Genomic DNA, 19,442 nt, shown 5'->3' with positions numbered 1-19,442 from the left:
TGATAAAACTAGATTGTTTAAAATTATTTATTGATGATAAAGATAAATTATTTTGAAATAAAAAATAAGAATATAAGATACAAAATTTGTTTTGCAGATAAAATTATGTATCTTTTACCGATAAGTTTATTACCAATTGACAATTAACAATTACCCATTCCCTCCGATAAATGTTTCCTAAAATCCCGAGAGGCATTTATAATAAATTATTGTCCGAGCTGGTTTATTTTAGATATAAGTGCTAACAGCTTTTATTTCAGGTTTTTTACTAATAACAGTTTCCGAAATCGGCGACAAAACCTTTTTTATAGCCATGATTTTGGCAATGCAGCATTCTCGTAGGTTGGTTTTTGCAGGTGCAATATCAGCTTTAGCTGCAATGACCATGCTATCAGTTGGGGTAGGACAAGCAGCTTCATTACTACCAGAAATTTACATTCATTACGCCGAAATCGCCTTATTTATAATTTTTGGCTTTAAATTACTTTACGACTCTACTCAAATGCCCAGCGAAACTTGTGATGTGGCAGTAGTCGGGGAAGCAAAAGAAGTAGTAGAAAAAGCAGAAAAACAGATAAAAGACCAAAAAAATGTTTGGGCAATTTTACTGGAAGCCTTTGTATTAGTTTTCGTCGCCGAATGGGGAGACAGAACTCAAATAGCGACTATTGCTTTAGCCGCAGAAAATAACCCCATTGGAGTCAGCATTGGAGCGATATTAGGACACGCTATTTGCGCTGTAATAGCCGTTACCTCTGGGCGAATGTTAGCCGGACAAATCACCGAACGTCAACTAACCGCCGCCGGTGGATGTTTGTTTATCGTATTCGGCGTAGTCGCAGCCATTCAAGGAAGTTAGGGGATTGGAAATTGGGCATGGGGCATTGGGCATTGGGAATAGTTTTGAGTCGCAAGTAGCAAGTAAAGGGTGATGAAGTGATGAATTTTTATCCCCTCACTCCCTCACTCCCTCACTCCCTCACTCTTCCTCAGCAGGGGAAGCGGAAGCTTCAGGAGTAGGAGCGGGAGAGGCGCTAGCTGCTTGTCTGTTGATTTCGTCTTTATAGCGGGCAGGGGCTAAAGAAGCAGCTTTGGTAAATAAAGGCTGTGCTTCTTCGGTTTTACCTTGGTCTTTTAAAACCATAGCTTTTGCTAAAACGGGACGAAAATCCTTGGGGTCATTTTTAATTACTTTGTCGTAAGCTGATAAAGCTTGAGCGTATCGTTTCTCTTTAGCGTAAACGTTACCCAATAGAACTTGAACTGCTGTAGTATCAACGCTGTTGGGTTCAATTTTATTTGCTTTCTCGGCTTTATTTAAACTTTCCTCTAATAAACCAATAGCAGCTTCAGGACGTTTTTGCTCCAACAGAAGCGCTACCATACCCTGTAAAGCTGGTAAGTCTCCTGGTTTTGTTTCCAAGACAGTACGGTAAGCTTGAGCGGCTCCTTCTTTATCACCGGTTTGCTGCTTAGCTTGGGCTAATAATACGGCGTATCTTGTTTCCTCTGGGTTAAGCTTTGATAACTTTTCTAAAGGATTAATTACCCCTTTGATGTCACCTTGTCCTAATCTAAGTAACTGTAGACGAGCTTCTAATAAACCTTGGAGTGCTGTTTGGTTCTCCGGCTCTCGTTCTAAAACTTGTTCGTAACCCTTTGCAGTCAGTTCTAGCTTTGCTTTTTGCTCAGCAGCAGAGTTACCTGTGTCTGTACTAGTATTGCCCGACTGTTGAGGATCGTTGAAAGCCGCTATTATAGGAACCATTGAACCACCCACAAGGGCAATAACAGCTAATATCAGTACGATTTTCACAAACCAGCGATTACGACCTTGAGACACCTTCACCGTCCTTTACTTTGAATGAAATAAATTTGCATCGGGAAATTGAAAAACAAAAAATTCTTAAAACTTTACGGAATACTGTGTGTTGCTTGTGAACTTTATAACAAATACTCGCGCTTTTTTGCCGTATCTCAAATGACGACTTTAGGAGGAATAGTCTGAAATTGTAGCTATGGTATGCTTTTGTTCCTAGTGTAAAGGCGCTAAATTACACCTAATAGTGTTTAAATGCGAAAGTTCGCAACACTAATATCTCATATCTCATAGAATTTATTTGTTTTCAGTTGTGAAGGTTGGAAATATGTCCACCTAACACGCTTACAAATACTCTTGAGAGAAGCCTTTGTAAAGTCCCATATGGGATGTGTCTCCGCCGCAAGGAGTTTTTATGAATTCCGACCTGATGCCGTCTTCTGAATCGTCCGAGTCCTCCAATTTATCTGCTTCTTCTATGGAAGCGCAAGATAACAGCTTAGAACCATCTTCTAATGCTGATAGTAAAGATAACAGTCAAACTGTTGAGAACCCTAACTCAACTGTGAGCGAAAGCGAATCCGAGAAAGCTGACGATACCGCAAGGCAGCAACCAATTCCTCCGCCTTCGGAACCAATGCAATACCGAGCAATCGGCTTGGTTCGCGGTCGTTACGCTCCTACCAGCGAACAATTTACTCAAGGTGCGTTGGTCACTCCAGACAATGTAGAACTTGATGCCGTTCTTTTAGGACGAATCATGAGTTTGGTTAAAAACCATCTGGATTTAGAAAAAGACCACCTTTGGGTGGTTTATCCGCGTACCCGACAAGAAAATGACAATCTTCATCTCCAAATCGTTGGAGTTTGGGAACCAGAAAAGTTGGCTGTAAATCGTCAAGCCAAAGAGGATTCCGATTCGTCATCGCCTGAAGCCGACGAAGAATCGGTTTCGGATGATTCGTCATCTCCAACCTCTGAAGAGCCAGCAGTTGAACTTACGCCTTCATCAGAAATTCCAGATGGTGGTTTTTCCGTTCGTGGTGAAGTGGTTTACCAATCTTTCGATGCTGGTAACTTGGTTGTTAAAATCAAGCAAGCACCTCGCAAAGCTGACGACAAACCCAAATATTTCAAGCTAAAACTAACGGGTAAGTTAGAAACCAAAGCTGTTGGCAAATTCTGGGACTTCCAAGTCCAGCGAGAAGCAGACCTTTTGGTAATAGAAAAAGCTGAATTTATTGCCGACTTACCGAAAAAACGCCGACCTCCGTTTAAAAAAGGAGGAGGAAGACCACCCCGTAGAGGTGCTGGTGGTAGACCAGGAGGTGGTAAACCTTATAGCAAGCGATATGGCGGTGATACCCCACGTCCTGTCAAAAAAGCAGGTCAATCAGATGCACCAAAACCGCAAAGTAATAGACCTACTCCTAAACCCATAAAGCGCCAGAAGCCACCCGAAGGGTAATAAGGAAAAACGGATGGGGACACAAGGGCACAAGGAAAAGGAGTTAGAGAAGATAGATTTTCTTATAGCTCTTTCCAATGCCCAATGCCCCATGCCCCATAATAAACTTCGGGCTATCTAAAACTCCTTCCAACGGTCTTGAGGAAGGAAAGACCTATCCATTGAAATTGCAGCTACTGGCTCGGTAAGGGTAAATTTACCTAACTCAATCCATTGCTTCAATTCAGTTGCCACCTGTCGAGAGAGAAATATGCTTGATAGGGGGGCTACTCTAACCGTTTTTCCATCAATGGTGATGCGTCCCGATTTGAGTTGGGTGTAGCTAACCAAACCAAAGGTAGGGCGCACCCGTCGGGGAATTGAAAAGTCTACTATTGGCGCGACTATATCTTTGTCTTGTATGGCACAACGTTCTACTACTTCCTCATTTAACACTGGTAGCGGTATTCCAACCCCCAGCATTATTGAAGGCCCATAATTTTTGAAATAACACCCTCTTACCCAACGCGACTCCATTTGCTTGGCATCACCAATTAAAGCCAAGGTGGCAGCAGGACCAATCGGCGTATCATTAGGTAAACGCTTCTGCATTGGATTATGCTGAGTTCCTTCCCAAGTTACATAACCGATTCCCCCACCCAAGAAAATTCGCGTTCCAATACCTACAAGCTTTAAATAAGGGTCATTCAGTAAAGGTGAAATAGCCCCAGGATTGGAATAAACTGCATTTCCCAAACGCGGTTGCAGCGAACCGAGATAAGTGTAAAGCGGACTTTCGCCGCCATTTACACCTACTATAAAATTTTGATATAAATTACGCGGATTAAATAAATAAAACTGATTAATAGTATCGCGAGTAATAGTTGTTTCAAAAGAGCTTCTTGGGTAACAATCAGTTACTTGTCCCTGGGCTCTTACCTGAACTGGTTTACCTGCAATTAAATCTTCTATAACATTACCGCCACCCTTTAATATCTTGGAAGCATTTTCTCCTCCGCTCCCGGCTTCTCCTTCTAAAGGTTCGGCAACGCTACTAGCACCTAAATATAAATCTACTGCACCGAAACCGGAATATGCTGGTACCCCATCTAACCAGCAACGGCGAATTTTTATAGGTGGATCGGTATGTCCGAGGTTAATAATGGCACCACTAGATTCCATTTGCTCAAAAGTGCCAGTGGTCACTACATCAACTTGTTTTGCAGTTTTTGCAATGCCTTGTTCTGCAACTTTTGCTTTCAATTCTTCGACTGTTAAAACTACCGCCTTTTTACGGTTGATTTTTTCGTTTATCTGGGCAATAGTTCGCATATCATATGTAGAAAATAGGTTAGGCAAAAGTTTTTTGTCAGTCGCAGCTTAAAATAAAAGATGTATTGCTCAACTGTACTTTTTATTTTCTCATCGGAAGGGGTTACAATTTCCGTAAAAAAATGGGCAGGCTTCAAAACAAATTAACTCGTTGTGTATCCGGCATCTCTCTATAATAAGCCTGCCCATTTTTTGAGGCTCCATCTCGGGGTATAAAGTTGTTTGAGATAATTAAAAAGACTCAAAAGTCATAAAAGCAACAAACATCCCAACTTACCGCTATCATCTTTGTTACTGTAGGTGTCAGCAAGGGGCAATTAAAATATAAAATTGCTTAACTATTACTTATTTTTATTTGTATTATCGGGCACCAGAACTACAGTAATATTTTTATGAATACTTTTAACTTTAATAGTGATATAGAATCTTTAATCTCTAGATTAAAACAGCTAGAGACCGAAAACAGCATGTGGAAAGAAAAGACTTTGATGCTACAGCGTTCTCTCCATGAGTTAAAGCGAGATTTTGAGCGTAGAGAAGAATTGTATCAAATACAAAATATGCAAGAGACAATTCTACAGTTGTCTTCACAAGTTGCAGAATTACAGAAATCTTTAAGTCAATTATCAGTTGGAGATAACGGTTTTATATATCCTGGTAATAATGCAATTACCAATCAAGAAGAAGACTTAGACGACGATGAAATGGTGAGTCATTTGCTTGACTTAATGGAAGAAGAACCAGAATAAGTTGAAGAGATTGAAGAAAATATTAAAGCTATATCTGAACCTGAAAAAGAACTGTTAGCTGAAAGATTTTTTGCCCAATCAATGAAAAACCTGTGAATGTCGTTGTAAATTTGGGCAACTTAAACATGGGGTTGTACAACTGATATTGCTGCAATCTTTGTATTGTAGGGCACTGTAGGGCAGGCGGATTTTAATGACTGTTTCAAATTCAAATAATAATTTAGCTTCATTGGTTTCGAGGATAGAGCAACTTGAAGCTCAACAAGCAATTTGGACATATTTTCTCGTTTTTCTGGTTTCTCGTTCCCAGGCTCCAGCCTGGGAATGCAATTCCAGAGGCTCTGCCTCAAGAAATATAAATGGAGGCAGAGCCTCCAATACAGCATTCCTTGCCAGAGTCAAGGAACGAGATAATTGGAAATTATTTTAATTATTTAATATTTCCTCTCTTTCGGCTCAAACATGGTAATCGCAACTGGACGATATTGAATATCAATTCCGGCTGCGGAATAGTAAGCCATTGTGTGCTGCAAATATTTCTCGTCGTCTCTTTCGGTAAAGTCTTCCCGACAATGTGCGCCTCTGCTTTCTTGACGGTTGAGAGCCGATGTCAAAATCATTTTTCCAACTACCATCAAGCTTCTTAACTCCAAAGCTTCGATAAGTTCTGTATTCCAACAACTGCCTTTATCATCTAAGTAAATTTGCGAATAATTATTTTGAATTTCCTCAATTCTTTCTAATCCTTGTTTCATCAATTCTTCGTTGCGGAATACGCCACAATAATCTGTCATGGCATCTTGGAATTCTTGCCGTATTTGATTAATCCGATATTCTCCAGGCTGTTCTAACAGACTTTGAATCTGCTCTTTAGCTTCGTTGATATAACGCTGCTCGTCAATAGTCGGTAATTTACGATTTTCTACGTATTTAGCAATGCTAGCCCCGGTTATACGTCCGTAAACTACACATTCTAACAGCGAATTACTACCGAGACGATTTGCTCCATGTACCGATACACAAGCGCTTTCTCCTGCTGCAAAGAAGCCTTCAACGAACCCATCATTACTGCTGCGAACTTGTCCGTCGGTGTTTACTGGTATACCGCCCATAGAATAGTGAATTGTTGGACGTATGGGCATTGGTTCATTTACGGCATCAACTCCTACTAAACGGTGTGCTTCTTCCCAACAAAAGGGAACCCGGCTCATAATTTTTTCTTTACCCATATGCCGTAAGTCAAGATACACACAGGGACCTCCAGGACTACCATCAGCATGAGCGCCTCTACCGGCACGGACTTCGCGGGTAATTGCTCTTGATGTAATATCCCTTGGTGCTAATTCCATGCGAGAAGGAGCGTAATTTTTCATAAAACGCTCCCCTTCGCAATTTATTAAATATGCTCCTTCACCGCGCACTGCTTCAGAGATTAATACACCTACGGGATACAAACCTGTTGGGTGAAATTGCACAAATTCCATATCTGCTAAAGGTAATCCGGCAAGGGCTGTCATCGCCAACCCATCACCTGTAGAAGCATAATCATTAGAAGTTGTATTAAAAGCTCTACCGTAACCACCTGTCGCGAACATTACGGCTTTAGCCCGCATTACTTCTATTTGTCCGTCAAGAATGCGGAACATTAATACGCCTTTAGCTTGCCCTTCTTCGAGTATCAACCGCATTACGTACCATTCATCATAAATATGTACGCCATAACGCCGCAAATTATTCACCAATTCATGCAAAATTGCATGGCCAGTTTTATCAGCAGCGTAGCAAGTGCGATTGTGGGAATGTCCGCCAAATGCACGTTGAGCAATTCTGCCGTCATCCAAACGAGAGAACAAAACCCCCATGTGTTCCAAATCAATCACCACATCGGGGGCTTCTTTAGTTAAAATTTCAACTGCATCTTGATCTGCTAAATAATCGGAACCTTTAACAGTATCAAAAGCGTGTGCTTCCCAAGTATCAGCAGAATCTACATTCTTAAGACTGGCAGCCATACCACCTTGTGCAGCCACCGAGTGAGCGCGAATCGGATGAGTTTTAGCAATTACAGCAATACTTAAATTGGGATTAGTCCGTGCAATTTCCACAGCAGCACGACTTCCAGCCAATCCACCACCAACAATTATTACATCGTGTTCTAACATGACTCCCCCGACTTCAAGAAACGTATTTTTATATATTTACTTATATTTGGGGAGACTGGACATTGGGGGCACCTGTAGAGACGTAGCAGTGCTACGTCTCTACAACAACTAACCATTAACCATTAACAACTAACTAGCTTGTCACGGGTTGTTGCTGGGAAACGTTACCTGGAATTGGCTCCATTTCTGTTCCTGGTTCAACAACAGACAGTTCAATATGGTTTATTAATGTGGTGACGAATGCAAATAGTAAGAAAGGTAAGGATAATAGCACTACAAGCCCGACTGTAGCTAAAGCATAAACAGGTCTTCTTGCTCCCATTAATGCTAAAGCTGATGCCAAACTAAGGGTAATTGTTATTAACCAAACAATTATTTGACCGTACACATCTCCAAAGGTAAGAGTGCATACAAAGCGATATTTTTGTAAGTTAATCATTTTATTTACCTCAATTATCAATATATGCTTCTACGTTAAAACTATGTTCGGGTTTTAGACGATTTCTAAATATTTTTGAAATAATCGTAATATCGCTTCATATTTAGTTGATTTATTTTTAAAAATTTACAAAAATCAATCTATCTTGAGGTGGAATTAGGAATTGGACATAGGACATTGAGAATAAAATATTTTTTATATTTATTCATATATCTGTTGAGTTGTGTTTGTCGCCATAAAAAAGTATTCAACACATCAAATTTTTAGAAATAATATTTTATAGCGTCGCTCAATTGTTTCTGAAAATTCATGCGTCATTTGTAATTTCTGCACATAGTTTTGCTTGATAGTCTAATTCTCTTTCTACGGTGTGAGTTGCTTTGAACCCGTTATCTGTAAATATGACATCTGAAGATATACAGGGTAAAAAATGCAAGTTCAAACACCAGACTGGGTAAAGCACGCCGTTTTCTACCAAATTTTCCCCGATAGATTCGCTATTGGTAAACAGCCTCGCAAACGTTTGTTAAACAATCCAAAATGGGAAGATTGGGATACAAAACCTACACTTCAAGGTTATAAAGGAGGGGATTTATGGGGTGTGGTAGAGCAGTTAGACTATTTTCAGGATTTAGGTATTAATGCTGTCTACTTTACCCCTATTTTTCAATCAGCTAGCAACCATCGCTATCATACTCATGATTATTATCAGGTAGACCCTTTACTCGGTGGAAATGCTGCTTTTAAAGAATTACTAGAAGCTGCTCACAAACGAGATATTAAAGTTGTTTTAGATGGGGTATTTAATCACAGCAGTCGCGGCTTTTTCTTTTTCAACGATATTTTAGAAAATGGTCCCCATTCACCTTGGTTAGATTGGTTTAAAATACATGATTGGCCGCTCGCTGCTTATACCGGCGATTTACCTGCTAATTACGAAGGATGGGATGGCAACCGCGCTCTACCGGTTTTCAATCACGACAATCCCGATGTGCGGGAATATATCATGGAAATTGCCGAATATTGGATAAAATTCGGTATTGATGGCTGGCGCTTAGATGTTCCTTTTGAAATCAGAACTCCTGGTTTTTGGCAAGAATTTCGGGAAAGAGTTAAGGCTATAAATAGCGAAGCTTATATAGTTGGGGAAGTTTGGACTGATGCCCGCGAGTGGCTAGATGGTAGCCAATTTGACGGTGTAATGAATTATTTATTTACAGCACCAACCATTGCTTTTACTGCTGGCGATCGCGTTGATATTGAACAGGTAAAAGACCGCTCCTATGAGCCCTATCCAGCTTTATCTGCGACTGGATACGCCGAAAAAATTCAAGAAGTATTAAAGCTTTATCCTTGGGAAATTCAACTAACTCAGTTAAACTTACTTGCGTCTCACGATACCGCACGTTTAATTAGTATTGCGGATGGAGATAAACAAAGCGTTATCTTGTCAACTTTACTTTTATTAACTTTTCCTGGTGCCCCCAGCATATATTACGGTGATGAAGTTGGTTTACCGGGTAAGCTCGATCCAGATTCGCGACGTGGTTTTCCTTTAGAAGCTAATTGGGATAAAGAAATTCTCAAAACTCACCGCGAATTGATTGCTTTGCGTCACGCTTATCCCTGCTTGCGTACCGGTGATTACAAAGTATTGTTTGCGGAAGGAGAAGTATATGTATTTGCCCGTGTTTTAGACAAAGAAGAATTAATTGTGGCGGTTAACGTTAGTACTACTGACGCGAAAGTTAATCTAGATATAGCTAATTTGCAATCAAAACTAAATGCGGTTTTATACGCCAGCGATAAAGTCGAGTTAAATCACCAACAAGACTCGCAAATATCTTTAAATATCCCTCCACGCAGTGGATGTATTGTCAGTCAACAATGAACAATTAGTTTAATTAAAAAAAACGGTTAACTGTTCACTGTTTACTGCTAACTGATAACTGCGGTGGTATCCATACAGTGAAAATTGAACCCGTACCAACTGTGGATTGAACATCAATTCTACCTCGATGTAGTTGTACAAGTTGCTTAGTTAAAGCCAAGCCCAATCCCGTTCCCTCGTAGCGTCTGCGATAAGGATTATCAAGCTGATGAAATTTTTCAAATAACAAGGATAATTGTTCTTCAGCAATGCCAATTCCAGTGTCTTCTACCTGGAAAACGGCATTTTCATTTTCTACCCAAACTCGTAAAGTGACATTACCACCTTCAGGGGTAAACTTAATTGCGTTGGTTAATAAATTCAATAAAATTTGATTGACTCGCCTCAAATCGGCGGTAAATTTATCTTTTTCGTAATCCAAAAGCAAGTCAAGATGAAGATCTACTTGTCCGCGCGTTGCTTTTTGTTGTAAACCATTATTTATAGTATTTCTTGCAATATCAGTTAAAGAAAACTCAGTAATATTTAAGACAGCTTTACCTGCTTCTATCTGAGATAACTCTAAGATATCGTTAATCATTTCTAATAAACGTTCGCCGCTATCGTGAATTCTCTGAAGATAATTTCGCTGACGCTGGGTTAATTCACCAAAAGACCAATGCAGTAAAGTAGAAGACATGCCGATTACATAGGTCAATGGAGTTAATAATTCATGACTGATAGTAGCGAGAAATTCGTTTCTCAAACGATTCGCTGATTCTGCGGCTACCAAAGCATCATGCAGTTCAACTGTTCTATCATTCACTCTTTGTTCCAAAGTCAATTTATCCAACTCTAAAGAGTGCATTAACTCAGATTGATGAATAGCGATCGCTAATTGCTCGGCAACTGAAGTGAGTAAATTTTGTTCGTTTTGCGTCCACTCGCGGGTAGTATCGCATTGGTGAGCAATTAATAACCCCCAAAGGTTTTCCTCAAAGACAATGGGTGCGGCAAATTTTGCTTTAACTCTAATTTTTTTTAAATATTTAAGCAAACACTCTTCAAGAGCGTAGGCTTTTTCAATATCACTTACAGCCAAAGTAAAACCTTGGCGATATTTCTCCCAGCAGCTTGTTGATGGCATCAAACATCTTTCTTCTGAGTAATTCAATACTGAAGAGATAGTGTCATTCGCTAAAACTTCATGAACTACGCAACCAGCATAAGGAGGAGGTTTTTGTGAATTATGGTGGGAAAAATGTGCATGACTATTAAGGTTTATTTCGTCAAACCTGTAGACTACTAATCTATCTAATTCAAGAAACTCTCTGACTTGAGCGATGGCAGTTACCATGATTACCGATAAATCTAAGCTTTTACGGGTTTGCGTAATTACCTGATTTAGCAGTTTTTCTTGAGCAATCTGTTTTTCTAGCGCGCTTTCAACCTGTTCGCAAGAAAAAATTTGATTTGTAAAATTTGATGCATTAGCTTGATTTAATTGTGTCGTTAAGTTGTTTAACAACAGCACTGTGAATTTGCTTTGCAGTGTAGCATCATTAATAGCAGGGATTTGGCAATATTGTTCGAGTTGACCATAGCTATAAGAATCTTTTTCAAACAAATCCCTTAATTTCTCAAGAAACTGAATGATTTCTTTTGGTTCAAAAGTCAGCTTTGCGTTCACTGAAGAATCGCTGTAACTTTTCTCGGAGGATAAAGAATATGGTAAACCTACTAATAAACCGCTAAATCCAGAGGAAACCACTACCGTAAACTGTTGCACCTGCCAATCTCCGGGAATCGGGATGCGTGTCAAAACAGCTTCTGTCAATATTATTGCTGCATTTTCCGAGGGAGAAAACATTTGCTGCAATAATTCCCCTAGTTGTTGAAATACACTGGTAGTTAAGGTTTGACAAAAGCTTAGTGTGGGAGAACTAAGCATTTTCAAAGAAGTAGAAGTGAGAGGAGTATTTGCGCTGCACAAAGATTTTTTGATTGTGTTCCAATCGGTATGTTCTAATCAACAGTGTAAGACGGCAATACAGGATTATGCATCGAATAAGTGCCACCAAAACAGAATTTAATCTAGAGTCAGAAGACTTAATATTTCTAGAACAAACTACCGCAAAGTTTGTATTTTTAACTTCAGCCGATACAGATATTCAGACAGTAGCAGCAGCAGTTAGCAAATTACCTCCGACTTTCGATGCAATTAGAGTTGCTAATTTATTAAATTTACAGCATCAAATAAGTATTGATAGTTATGCCGAACAGGTTTTAGAATTTGCACAAGTTATTATCTTACGATTATTAGGAGGAACTTCTTACTGGTCTTATGGTTTAGAAGTAGTAAGTGAAATAGTGCAACGTAATGGTACTAACTTAATTGTAATCCCAGGTGACGATGCTCTCGATCTAAACTTAATATCTCATTCAACTTTACCTTTGGCTAGCGTTAGTCAAATATCTCGTTATTTTAGCCAAGGTGGAGTCTCTAATTTCGTTAATGCCTTTAAATTCATTGCCGATACGTGTTTTTCAACATCATTTAATCCCCTACCTCCTCAAGAAATACCTTCCTTTGGTTTATATGATTATTTAGGTAAGGGGCATCGGGCATCGGACATTGGGCATTGCAAGGAAAGGATAGAGGGGGTAGAAAATTCTAGGTTTCCCTCTCATTCCTATGCAGGTTTCCCACAAGTAGCCATACTTTTTTACCGCGCTCATTATCTGGCGGGAAATACTTTGGTTATAGATGCTTTGTGCGAAGCTTTAGCCAAACGAAATATAAATCCAGTTCCGGTTTATATTTCTTCGTTACGTGAAATCGATGTTCAACAAGAATTAACAGAATTTTTACAAAATCAAGACGGAGATAATGTTTCCTTCATACTCAACACCACAAGCTTTTCTTTAGCGCGATTGGAAACAGAAAGACCGTCTGTTGAATTATGGGAAAATTTGGATGTTCCGGTGCTGCAAGTCATCCTCAGCAGTAGTTCCCTCGAACAGTGGGAATCTTCTTCTAGGGGGCTTTCACCGCGCGATATTGCCATGAATGTGGCACTACCAGAAGTTGACGGACGCATTATTAGTCGTGCTGTTTCTTTCAAAAGCGTAGAAAAGAAAAATTCGGCTTTACAAACTGATGTTGTAATTTATCAACCAGTTGCTTCGCGAATTGATTTTGTTGCGGATTTGGCTGCTAATTGGGTAAAGCTGCGCTATAAATCTCCAAAAGAACGCCGTATCGCTTTAATTCTGGCAAATTACCCCACTCGCGACGGACGCTTGGCAAATGGAGTTGGACTAGATACACCCCAAAGCTGCATTGAAATTTTGAAAGCCTTCTCATACGCCGGTTATCAAGTAGAAAATTTACCTAAAAACGGAAATGAGTTAATAGAAATACTTACCGCAGGAATTACAAACGATGAAGAAGCCAGAGATTTAAGACAAATTCGACAAACTCTTTCCCCAGAACAATATCAAGAATATTTTAATTCCCTACCAGAAGCAGTGCAGCAAGGTATTTCTCAAAGGTGGGGAGATGGGGAAATGGGGAGTAATAGTAATACGCAATTACCCATTACCAATTGCCCATTCCCAATTCCCGGTATCCAACTCGGTAATGTTTTTATCGGAATTCAGCCCTCCCGTGGCTACGACATAGACCCCAGCTTGAACTATCACGCCCCGGATTTGGAACCTACTCACGCTTATTTAGCTTTTTATCACTGGATAAGGAAATGCTTTGGTGCTGATGCTGTAGTTCATGTAGGAAAACATGGAAATCTAGAATGGCTACCGGGTAAAAGCATCGCTTTGTCGGAAAATTGTTATCCAGAAGTTGCTTTTGGAACTCTTCCACATCTTTATCCTTTTATTGTCAACGACCCAGGGGAAGGTTCTCAAGCAAAACGCCGCTCTCAAGCTGTAATCGTAGACCATCTTACTCCTCCCTTAACCCGTGCGGAGCTTTACGGTTCCCTGCAAAAGCTAGAAAACTTAGTAGATGAATATTACGAAGCAAGCAATTTAGATCCCCAGCGCGTACCAATTATCGGCGAGCGGATTCACGAATTAATTATTCAAGAAAATTTACATTTAGACTTGGAGATTAATAGCGAACAACCAATAAATCAACAACAAAATCAAATTTTAGATTACTTAGATGGCTATCTATGCGAATTAAAAGAAGCACAAATTCGCGATGGTTTACATATATTTGGTAACTGCCCTAACGGAAGGCAATTGAGGGATTTAATTGTCGCGATCGCGCGTCATCCAAATCGGCATCATTCGGGATTAACTCGCGCTATCGTTCAAGATTTAAACTGGGATTTTGACCCTTTAACAGATAACCCCACAGAAACTTTTAAAAATCAAAGCATCGTACATTGTCGCAATATCGGTGATGCAATCGAACTGGTGGAAGAATATGCTGCTTGTATTGTTGAGCAAAGCATAAAAAACCTCACCCCGTCCTCTCGGACACCCCTCTCCTTGTCAAGGAGAGGGGAAGGGGGTGAGGTTTCTCTTCTACCTCCTCAAATAAAAGCCTCCGAATCCCAAACTCAATTAGTTATAGAATGGATTCAAGATGTTCTTCTACCTTCGTTGCAGCAAACCGATTTAGAAATTAAAAATTTGTTACGAGGACTTGACGGTAGATATGTTAGAAGCGCTCCTAGTGGGGCACCTACACGGGGTCGTCCGGAGGTTCTACCTACAGGTAATAACTTTTACTCCGTTGATATTCGTGCTATTCCCACAGAATCGGCTTGGGACGTAGGTAGAAAAGCAGCAGAAACCCTTGTGGAAACCTACACTCAAGAACATGGAGAATATCCAAAAACATTAGCCTTATCCGTTTGGGGAACCTCCACAATGAGAACTGGAGGTGATGATATTGCTCAAGCCTTGGCTTTAATCGGGGTACAGCCAGTATGGGATGGTGCTAGTAGAAGAGTTGTAGATTTTGAAATTTTACCGACATCAGTTTTACAGCGTCCTCGCGTAGATGTGACTTTAAGAATATCTGGTTTCTTCCGAGACGCTTTCCCCAATTTAATCGAACTCTTCGATAGAGCAGTTAAAGCAGTTGCCGGACTCAAAGAATCTGAAGAGTATAATCCCTTAGCATCACAAGTAACATCTGAAACAGAATATTGGACTAAACAAGGATTAAATTTAGAAGCAGCAAAAACGCGATCGCAATACCGTATTTTTGGTAGTAAGGGAGGAGCTTATGGGGCTGGTTTACAAGGATTGATAGAATCTCAAAACTGGAATTCAGATGAAGATTTGGCTCGTGCGTATATGAATTGGAGTTGCTATGCTTACACTGGTAAAGGTTTATGCAAGGCTGCGCCAGAAGCTTTCGAGCAACGTCTAGTCAAAATGCAAATAGTACTGCACAATCAAGATAATCGCGAACACGATCTACTAGATTCCGACGATTATTATCAGTTCCAGGGTGGTCTAACAGCAGCAGTGCGTTCTTTGACGGGGAAAAACCCCCAAACATACTTTGGCGACAATTCTATCCCTGCTAACCCACGAGTCCGCAAGCTTCAACAAGAAATAGCCAGGGTGTATCGTTCGCGAGTAATTAATCCCAAATGGATTGAAGGAGTAATGCGTCACGCTTATAAAGGCGCATTTGAAATCGCAGCTACGGTAGATTATTTATTTGCTTATGATGCTACTACCAAATGCGTAGAAGACCACATGTACCAGGGAATTTGTAAATCTTATCTTTTCGATACAAACGTCTGTGAATTCATCGAGAACAACAATCCACATGCTTTGCGTGATATTGCTGAAAGATTATTAGAAGCATACAAGCGCGGTTTATGGCAGGATGTAAATATATCAACATTAGATAATTTGCGAAACCTGGTTCACCAAGCAGAAGCAGCAATCGAATCAAAATCGGTGGTGTAATAAAAAAATATGGAAAATCTTGCGTATTTACACTTAGCGGTCGTCTATGAAGACCCGTCAGCCAGTGAATTGGTTTACCTTAGTTCCTGGTTGAAAACCGCACAAACTCCAGATTTAAAACGTTTTTCAAGCAAGGCTTGGAGGTATATGTTGCCTCTAGTCTTAACAATCTCCATCCTTAGCATTGCCAGTAGTGCTTTGGCACTGCAAAAAGGAGATAGAGGTCCGTCTGTCAAAAATTTACAACAAGACTTGAAAAGGGCTGGTTTTTATCAAGCCCCCGTTACTCAGGTATATGACATTAAAACCGAAGATGCTGTCAAACGCTTTCAAAAAGCAGCTAGCATCGGTGTGGATGGTGTAGCCGGACCTGCTACCCTACAAAAATTAGAAGGCTGGCGTGCGGCTGTAACGGTTAATACGAATGCAGCAGCAACCAAAAAACCAGTCGCTAAAACGAGCCAAAACAACCAACAAAAGCCCTCTGTTAAGGTAGCTGCCAATACCACTAAGCGCCGCAATCCTAATTTGCTGGCTAAAGGTGATGAAGGTCAAGCTGTTAAAGCCTTACAAGAAAGATTGCGGGTAGCAGGATTTTATTACGGCAATTCTACAGGTATTTTCGGGCCGATTACTGAAGATGCCGTAAAACGCTTCCAAAGAGCTTATGGGTTGGATGTTGACGGTATCGTAGGAGGGCAGACGCTAACCAAACTACCGAGAAGCGGAGTTGGCTTTGGGGAAGAAGCTCCCAAGAGCATGACAATAGCCGCCTCTAGACGAAATAAAGAATTTCTTGGCTTAGGAGATAGAGGAGAGCCTGTAAGAATCTTGCAAGCACAGTTAATCAAGGCAGGATATTTGAAAGGACAACCCAACGGTTATTTCGGTCCTTATACTGCTGATGCGGTAAAGCGATTCCAAGGTGCTAACTATTTAGCGTCTAGCGGTATTGCCGGTCCGACTACTCGCGGCAAATTGTATAGAAACATCAATGATACCGATAAAGCTGAGTTTAATGTATTGGAAATTCAAAGACGCTTGCAGTCAAGGGGTTTCTATAAGGGTCCTCTAAATGGAGAAATGAGTAAAGATACCAAGAAAGCTATCAAGCAGGCTCAAGAGTTTTACGGTGTTAGTTTGAAGGATGTCAGAAACGGACGATTTTAGCATCCGTTTCGCGGTCGTATTCGCAGAATAGACTATCTACTGCCAGCAGTTTTTCCTTCTTGGAGAAGAAGTAAAAAACTGCTTGCAGGCTGCATAAACATACATCCGACAACACTACTCAACTGAAACATTCTCCCAAGTGTTATAACGGCATTAAGGCTCGCTGGCACTTGGGACATACTCCATGAATAGTCAACTGGCAATCAAGAAGGTGATAACCATCTTTTTGAGAAGTTTTTAACCCAATTTTTAAGATTGAGTCATTTTTGAACTCAGTAGTCGTATTGCACCTAACACAAATCAAGTGATGGTGATGGTGGGGATAAGGCTGGTTAAGCTCATAATGTTTATGACCCTCCCCTAATTCCAACTCCCGCAAAATTCCCATACGTGCCATCAACTTTAAAGTGCGATAAATCGTCGAAAGACTTATCCCTTCATTATCGCCTTGCAACCTTTGATAAAGATCCTCGGCACTCAGATGCTCCCCTTGAGGAAGCTCCTGAAAAATGTGTAGAATTACTTCTCTCTGAGGTGTTAAACGCCAACCTCGTTCGTTGAGTTCTGCCTTGAGCGAAGCAGTAGTGTAAATTGTCATACGAATTTTTCTCAACAAACCCTATCAATTGCGAATATAACAAATAATTCTACCTGTTTGCAATAATTATTGATTGTTGAGAATAATTTTTAACTATCAGGGGGAGAATTAAATTGCATATCACACAGAAAGTGGAAAATAAAATTCTGGTAAATGTAAGCATTTAAAGGAAAATAAGTGACAAGCTTTTTTTTGATGCAAGTAGAAAAAGTTTGCCATAATCCATCGGGTGAGAAAATTGAGAAATTATCTGATGTAGAGATTGATCAAATTTAAGATCTAAGATGACTACATTAAAAATTATAAAAAGCCTGAACTTCCAAGTTTATTCGTAGGGCAAATTCTGCATCTAAAAAAAATAGTAGACTATCGTAATGTAGGGTATGGGAACACTTATCCGGTTGTAGAGAGAACCAACTGATACAGAAGATAGGAGTAATGAAGGCAATGGGGAAACCATATCTTGCCCCAAAACAAAGGGGATTAAGAATACGAATGGCTTCCCAAAACCGTGCTTCAATCACTTTTAAACACTGAACTTTTAGCTGAGAGATTCCAAATAATCGCGAATCAAATTGCGTCGCTTCGGTTGACGTAGCTTTTGCAAAGCTTTGGATTCAATTTGTCTAACACGTTCGCGGGATAAATCTAAAGCGCGTCCAATTTCTGCTAATGAGTAAGGATGGCCGTCAGCCAAACCAAAACGCATGAGAATTACATCGCGTTCGCGGGTAGTTAAATCAGCCAAAAGATTTTGCAAATCTCTTTGGAGAGATTCCCGCATTAACATTTCTTCAGGTGTTACACCATCAGTTTCAAGTAACTCACCTAATTCGGTATCTTTATCTTTACCAACTTTTGTTTCAAGAGAAACAGAACGAGGAACCCGCAATAAAACTTCCCGTACTTGAGCGGGAGTCATTTCCAACTCAACAGCTAAATCTTCCAAAGTCGGAGTACGACCTTTTTCTTGAGCAATTTTACGTTGAGCTTTCTTGATTTTGTTTAACTTTTCGGTGATGTGAACTGGTAGTCGGATAGTACGGCTAGAAGTAGCGATCGCTCGGGTAATACCTTGACGAATCCACCAATAAGCATAGGTACTAAAGCGATAACCCTTAGTGGGATCAAATTTTTCTACCGCTCTTTCTAAACCTAAAGTACCTTCTTGAACTAAATCCAATAATTCCAAACCACGATTTTGGTATTTTTTAGCAACAGAAACAACAAGACGAAGATTCGCCTTAATCATGTGTTCCTTGGCTTGAAGTCCTTGGGTTTGAATTTGCTCTAATTCTTGTACGGTTAATTTAGCAGTTTCAGCCCAACGACGCTTACCTTGTGATAAAGCGCCTTTTAGCTCAGACTCTTCAATACCAGCAGTATTTGCCCATCTTTTCATCGAAGGGCGATGTCCTAACTCAGATGTCAAACGTTCTTGGGCTTCAATTATCTTTAAATAATGAGCAAGTAATTCATCACCTTTGCTTGCAGCTTCAGACAACAGTATCCGTAACTTCAAATAACGCTGGACTTTTTGAGCTTCTGAAACCTCTTCATCTCGCCCTAATAACCGAACTCTGCCAATTTCCTGAAGGTATAAACGAACTAAATCCGTACTGCGGGTTTTCGTACTAGCACTCACATTAGCAGTCTCGGAAGAAGCCATCTCCAGTTGCTCCAAGTCCTCATCTGCTGGAGCATCCGCATCATCTGCGGTTATTTCCGGCTCCAAATCTTGACGGGACTTTTGAGTATCGTAAGCGGCATCGGCATCTGCATAAAAAGATGTTGCTGGCATAAGAATATTCTCAACGGCTCCAGGTAACAATTATTAGCCTTTTAGCTAATCAACTGTTGCTATTGTTCCCGCGATTAACGGAGAACTAACATTA

The 19,442-nt window shown here is 40.2% G+C and carries 14 protein-coding genes; 7 read left to right on the top strand and 7 right to left on the bottom strand.

Annotated features, from left to right (window positions below):
* Positions 1-238: 238 nt before the first annotated feature.
* Positions 239-859 carry a TMEM165/GDT1 family protein gene (locus RIV7116_RS06260; protein ID WP_015117435.1) on the top strand — a complete coding sequence of 207 codons (621 nt, stop codon included), beginning with the start codon at positions 239-241 and terminating at the stop codon, positions 857-859.
* A 120-nt stretch (positions 860-979) separates the two neighbouring features.
* Here the strand turns inward: RIV7116_RS06260 and RIV7116_RS06255 are convergent, their stop codons facing one another.
* Positions 980-1,843, bottom strand: a complete 864-nt coding sequence (locus RIV7116_RS06255; protein ID WP_015117434.1) for a lipopolysaccharide assembly protein LapB — start codon at positions 1,841-1,843, stop codon at positions 980-982.
* A 391-nt stretch (positions 1,844-2,234) separates the two neighbouring features.
* Between RIV7116_RS06255 and RIV7116_RS06250 the strand changes: the two genes are divergently transcribed.
* A complete protein-coding gene (locus tag RIV7116_RS06250) occupies positions 2,235-3,287 on the top strand; it encodes a hypothetical protein (protein WP_015117433.1) in 1,053 nt (350 codons plus the stop codon).
* A 117-nt stretch (positions 3,288-3,404) separates the two neighbouring features.
* Here the strand turns inward: RIV7116_RS06250 and RIV7116_RS06245 are convergent, their stop codons facing one another.
* On the bottom strand, positions 3,405-4,598 hold the full coding sequence (locus RIV7116_RS06245) for a homocysteine biosynthesis protein (protein ID WP_015117432.1): 1,194 nt from the start codon (positions 4,596-4,598) through the stop codon (positions 3,405-3,407).
* A gap of 392 nt (positions 4,599-4,990) precedes the next feature.
* On the opposite strand from RIV7116_RS06245, the gene RIV7116_RS06240 reads away from it, so the two are divergent.
* On the top strand, positions 4,991-5,347 hold the full coding sequence (locus RIV7116_RS06240; protein WP_015117431.1) for a hypothetical protein: 357 nt from the start codon (positions 4,991-4,993) through the stop codon (positions 5,345-5,347).
* Positions 5,348-5,540: 193 nt separating this feature from the next.
* A complete protein-coding gene (locus tag RIV7116_RS06235) occupies positions 5,541-5,777 on the top strand; it encodes a hypothetical protein (protein WP_015117430.1) in 237 nt (78 codons plus the stop codon).
* A 4-nt stretch (positions 5,778-5,781) separates the two neighbouring features.
* On the opposite strand, the gene RIV7116_RS06230 is transcribed toward RIV7116_RS06235, so the two are convergent.
* Positions 5,782-7,509, bottom strand: coding sequence for a succinate dehydrogenase/fumarate reductase flavoprotein subunit (locus RIV7116_RS06230; RefSeq protein WP_015117429.1), 1,728 nt, complete (start codon positions 7,507-7,509; stop codon positions 5,782-5,784).
* A gap of 133 nt (positions 7,510-7,642) precedes the next feature.
* On the bottom strand, positions 7,643-7,948 hold the full coding sequence (locus RIV7116_RS06225; RefSeq protein ID WP_015117428.1) for a hypothetical protein: 306 nt from the start codon (positions 7,946-7,948) through the stop codon (positions 7,643-7,645).
* A 430-nt stretch (positions 7,949-8,378) separates the two neighbouring features.
* On the opposite strand from RIV7116_RS06225, the gene RIV7116_RS06220 reads away from it, so the two are divergent.
* Positions 8,379-9,839 carry a glycoside hydrolase family 13 protein gene (locus tag RIV7116_RS06220; RefSeq protein WP_015117427.1) on the top strand — a complete coding sequence of 487 codons (1,461 nt, stop codon included), beginning with the start codon at positions 8,379-8,381 and terminating at the stop codon, positions 9,837-9,839.
* Between the two features lie 34 nt (positions 9,840-9,873).
* Here RIV7116_RS06220 and RIV7116_RS06215 read toward each other — a convergent pair whose 3' ends face one another.
* The gene (locus RIV7116_RS06215) at positions 9,874-11,769 is read right to left on the bottom strand and encodes a GAF domain-containing sensor histidine kinase (protein WP_015117426.1); all 1,896 of its coding nucleotides are present in this window, start codon (positions 11,767-11,769) and stop codon (positions 9,874-9,876) included.
* Positions 11,770-11,876: 107 nt separating this feature from the next.
* Here RIV7116_RS06215 and cobN point away from each other — a divergent pair, with 107 nt between their 5' ends.
* Both cobN and RIV7116_RS06205 read left to right on the top strand, forming a co-directional pair.
* Positions 11,877-15,779 (top strand): cobaltochelatase subunit CobN, encoded by a 3,903-nt coding sequence (gene cobN, locus RIV7116_RS06210; RefSeq protein WP_015117425.1) that lies wholly within the window; start codon positions 11,877-11,879, stop codon positions 15,777-15,779.
* Positions 15,780-15,788: 9 nt separating this feature from the next.
* Positions 15,789-16,949 carry a peptidoglycan-binding protein gene (locus tag RIV7116_RS06205; RefSeq protein ID WP_015117424.1) on the top strand — a complete coding sequence of 387 codons (1,161 nt, stop codon included), beginning with the start codon at positions 15,789-15,791 and terminating at the stop codon, positions 16,947-16,949.
* A gap of 142 nt (positions 16,950-17,091) precedes the next feature.
* Here RIV7116_RS06205 and RIV7116_RS06200 read toward each other — a convergent pair whose 3' ends face one another.
* Both RIV7116_RS06200 and sigC read right to left on the bottom strand, forming a co-directional pair.
* Entirely contained in the window at positions 17,092-17,547 is a 456-nt protein-coding gene (locus RIV7116_RS06200) for a Fur family transcriptional regulator (protein ID WP_015117423.1), read from the bottom strand.
* 541 nt (positions 17,548-18,088) lie between these two features.
* The gene (sigC, locus tag RIV7116_RS06195; RefSeq protein WP_015117422.1) at positions 18,089-19,348 is read right to left on the bottom strand and encodes an RNA polymerase sigma factor SigC; all 1,260 of its coding nucleotides are present in this window, start codon (positions 19,346-19,348) and stop codon (positions 18,089-18,091) included.
* Between the last annotated feature and the right edge of the window lie 94 nt (positions 19,349-19,442).

This window comes from Rivularia sp. PCC 7116, from assembly GCF_000316665.1.
GTDB lineage: Bacteria > Cyanobacteriota > Cyanobacteriia > Cyanobacteriales > Nostocaceae > Rivularia.
The sequence above is the reverse complement of the archived record's forward strand: the minus strand, read 5'-3'. Positions and strand labels throughout refer to the sequence as shown.